This window comes from uncultured Prevotella sp. (assembly GCF_946407605.1).
In the GTDB taxonomy this organism is placed as follows: domain Bacteria; phylum Bacteroidota; class Bacteroidia; order Bacteroidales; family Bacteroidaceae; genus Prevotella.
The window spans coordinates 1-3,366 of record NZ_CAMJOS010000073.1 but is presented as its reverse complement, the minus strand read 5'-3'; the positions used below and the strand labels follow the sequence as shown (position 1 = coordinate 3,366).

General features: G+C 47.1%; 4 protein-coding genes and 1 pseudogene. All 5 read right to left on the bottom strand.

All coding sequences use genetic code 11. The annotated features are described in order from the left end of the window. Nucleotides 1-251: pseudogene (locus Q0R57_RS14635) on the bottom strand (hypothetical protein); the annotation flags it as partial. Between the two features lie 2 nt (nucleotides 252-253). Beyond that, nucleotides 254-1,105, bottom strand: a complete 852-nt coding sequence (traN, locus tag Q0R57_RS14630; RefSeq protein ID WP_237827949.1) for a conjugative transposon protein TraN — start codon at nucleotides 1,103-1,105, stop codon at nucleotides 254-256. A gap of 56 nt (nucleotides 1,106-1,161) precedes the next feature. Next, a complete protein-coding gene (gene traM / locus Q0R57_RS14625) occupies nucleotides 1,162-2,394 on the bottom strand; it encodes a conjugative transposon protein TraM (protein WP_294749228.1) in 1,233 nt (410 codons plus the stop codon). Between the two features lie 4 nt (nucleotides 2,395-2,398). Continuing rightward, nucleotides 2,399-2,737, bottom strand: coding sequence for a hypothetical protein (locus Q0R57_RS14620; RefSeq protein ID WP_237827951.1), 339 nt, complete (start codon nucleotides 2,735-2,737; stop codon nucleotides 2,399-2,401). A 3-nt stretch (nucleotides 2,738-2,740) separates the two neighbouring features. Then, complete coding sequence (gene traK, locus Q0R57_RS14615) at nucleotides 2,741-3,355, bottom strand: conjugative transposon protein TraK (RefSeq protein WP_237827952.1); 615 nt, start codon at nucleotides 3,353-3,355, stop codon at nucleotides 2,741-2,743. Between the last annotated feature and the right edge of the window lie 11 nt (nucleotides 3,356-3,366).

Sequence of the window (3,366 nt, the reverse complement as noted above, 5' to 3'; positions counted from 1 at the left end):
TTATAGTTATGCCAGAAGCTCTTCTTTGTCACATGCCCCGCATTGGGGTCATCGTCAAACTGAAGATAGCCCGTTGCGAAATACTCCCAGGCATTATGATACTTGCTGCCATGCTCGTATGCAATGGTCGCATCCAGCCCTTTCTCATACAAAGCTCCCACCCCAAACATCAGATGGTTGCTATTCGTCTGTGCATTGGCAACAAGACCTATCGAGGCCACTGCCAAACATAACATCATTCTCTTCATCATAGCTAATCTTCAATTAAAAGGGAACTGTCAAACGCATCAGCACTCAAGATATCCTCATAGTCTATCGTCATCGAGATAGTTCGACCACTAATCTGTTTCTCACTCAGTTCGATGGTCAGCACCTTGTCATTAGGGAATGTCATCTTCTTCAGCACCGCCACATTCCTATAACCTCGTTGGAACGACATACTCCTATCGAGTAACAATGTTGGTTCCAGCATCAGATCCTGAACGTTCGTAGCCTTCTGCTGCTTCTTGTCACAGAGTTTAAAGCGTAGTTCATCGATGTCGAAGCGTAGGTTAGTCTTGTTCTCCACACTGAAGTCGATAAAGAAGTATTCCCCCACTGCATAGACATTGTTCAGTCGCATCGTTGCATGGTGCTTATTGGTCCTGGTACTGTGATACTTCGCCGGACTATTCCAGATACGACGGGCATAGCGTACCATATCCTGTGTACTCATACTCACGGCAGGGTTATGGAAAGCATTACGCTCATCCATCTGTACCTCCTTGTCTGAAACGGCTTCCTCCAGTCTGGTAGTATATATCAGTGCATACTGAGAACGGTAACGTTCTGTCACAACTGTCACAATAGCCAGCACGGCTCCATCCTCATGGCCACCTTCCTTCGGCTTCACTCGGATGACATTCTCAATGGGTTTGTCACCCACCACCTTGTCGGTACTGATGTCCACCAGTCGGATGGGTTCTGATGCCGTTATCACTGTGGTGACGTTCTCATTCACCGTCAACTGCTCCATCTCGTTGTAAGTCTGCTGGGCTGAAGCACTCAAAGCAGACGCGGCGCAGAGAAAAAACGCGCCCAATTTGGTTCTCGAAATTCTTTTCATGATGAATATTGTCAAAATTTTTTATTTCTTAAACATCTTTAACATTTCCATAACAACTAACGCTTGCGTTGTTGTTTGGAATTGACCAAGAACACTTGTGTTCCGTACTTCAGGCGGACACGGTTCTTCTTAATGGCCTTACTGATGGCATTAGAGGTCTTCTGATAGGCATTCTGCAAAGCCTGACCTGCCCACTGACTGACAGAAGTACCGCCACTGGTCTGGTTCAGGTTCATATTACCCTGCATAGCTGTACTACCAATATCCTTCGCTGTTTCACGGAACTGACTGGCAGGAACATAAAGACCTTCCTGACCATCCGTTACATCGTAAATAGACAGTCCTATCTTCAGGATCTCATCACCTACAAGCACACTCTGTACCTTACCCTTTACACGCTGCTGACCGAATCCGCTCATCGTAGCATACAGATAACTGCCTTTGGGCAACTGTGTGCCATTGATGTCGATGGCATCCAATAGGCGTAGACGTACACGACTACCCTCTACGGCTTTTACCTCTTCATCGATGATAGCCCTTATCAGGTTCGAGTTGGGCGCATTCTCGCTCAGTGTATTGAAATACTCCGATTCATCCTTCGATACCTTCGTCACGATATTGTTCTGGGCATCATCATCGAGTTCACGCACGGCATTGGGTGCTTCATCTGCTACATCCCTTGCCGCTTTCGCACCCTTGGAAATAATACTATCCTGGGCATCTGCCACAGCACCTATAGCTGCTGCACCTTGCGCACGGATATTATTTAAGTCACGGTCGAGTTCTGCCATCATGCCCTGACGACGCATCGCCAATGCCTTGGCACGCTCTTCGTCTGTCATTGGCACCACATAATCATCGCTACTCATGCTCTCACCCTTCTTGGCTGACTGTGCAATACGGTTATTTAAGTCCTGAAGGTTCTTGATTCTTGCCTGCTCCTGGGCCTGTGCATCCAACAGACGCAACTCCTCCTCAGAATACTTCGACTCAAAATCTTCTTTCTTATTCACGGTGTCCTGATTCTCCGTAAAGTCCTGCACGGCACTGCGGTCAGTAATCTCACCAAACGCATCGCGCATGTTCTTTCGCTTACTGCCAATATCCTTAGATACGTTGGCTGATGGCAACTGAGCATTAAGATACTCGGTCGTCTGCAGGTTGGCGTCTTTCTTATCCTCTATCTCTACATCGAATACCTCCATGAATAGATAGGGTATCACCAGCGACCCGATATAAACCAATGTCGGAATGACGTACTTCGGTTGTTTGAAATTAATCTTCTTCATATCTTCACTTTACTTTGTTTACTACTATGTGGTGACCTTTCGACTGCATCGCACTGTCAACACGCTCGATGGCTGTCGCCTTTATCTGCCCCTGATGTTGCATGACATCCATCAGATAGAACACATTCATCATAAAGCACACCATCACGAATCCGAACACGATAGCCAGAAATGCCATCTTATGTTCCTGACCGACCTCCTGCAGCCGTTTAGCTCCCCAGCTGATGCCGCACTTGTCGGCAAACCTTTTGCCTGCTTCCACCTCGCGCTCATAACGCTCCTTATACTTCGGATCGTTCTTGTCCGGCATCGGCTCTCCTACTATCAATCTCTTCCAACCCATAGCTTAATAAATGGTTTTTTGTTTCTGCTCCAGATCTTGATTCAGGAGGGTTCGCCAGTTTGTTATCAACAGTCCGTGAGGATTATTCTCAGTTCTCGGCACACGTTTCAGTTCTCCAGCTGTTACGAGCTTTCTCATCAGGATGTTTGTACGTCGCTCGATGCGCTGACGGCCATAATAGGTGAAGGTCATCTGCTGCTTGTCGAACTTGATACTGTCGCAGAAGATTGAGAATACAGCACTCGTACCCATGATGTTGTTATAAAAGCCTTTTTCCTTCAGGGCATTATACTGAGCCAGTCCTGTCTCATCGACCAGATACATGGCCTTCTCCATCGTATAGTTGATGTACTTGTCATCAGGCGCGAGGGTGAAGAAGAGGTGGTGGAACAGTTCCACATGACTCTTGGCTTCTACGTCGAGCGTCTCGTCCATCGTTGTACGCTGCACCAGGATAGGCACATTGCCGTCCAACACATACACTTTCTTGTGGGCATCGTCCACCATGCCTTTGGCGGTAAAGATGGACCCCAGCGAGATGATGATGCAGCCCACCATGAACAGGCAACTCACTATCATCACCAACTTAATCTTATTCTCCAGATTCTTTATTACCATATCTTTAACTT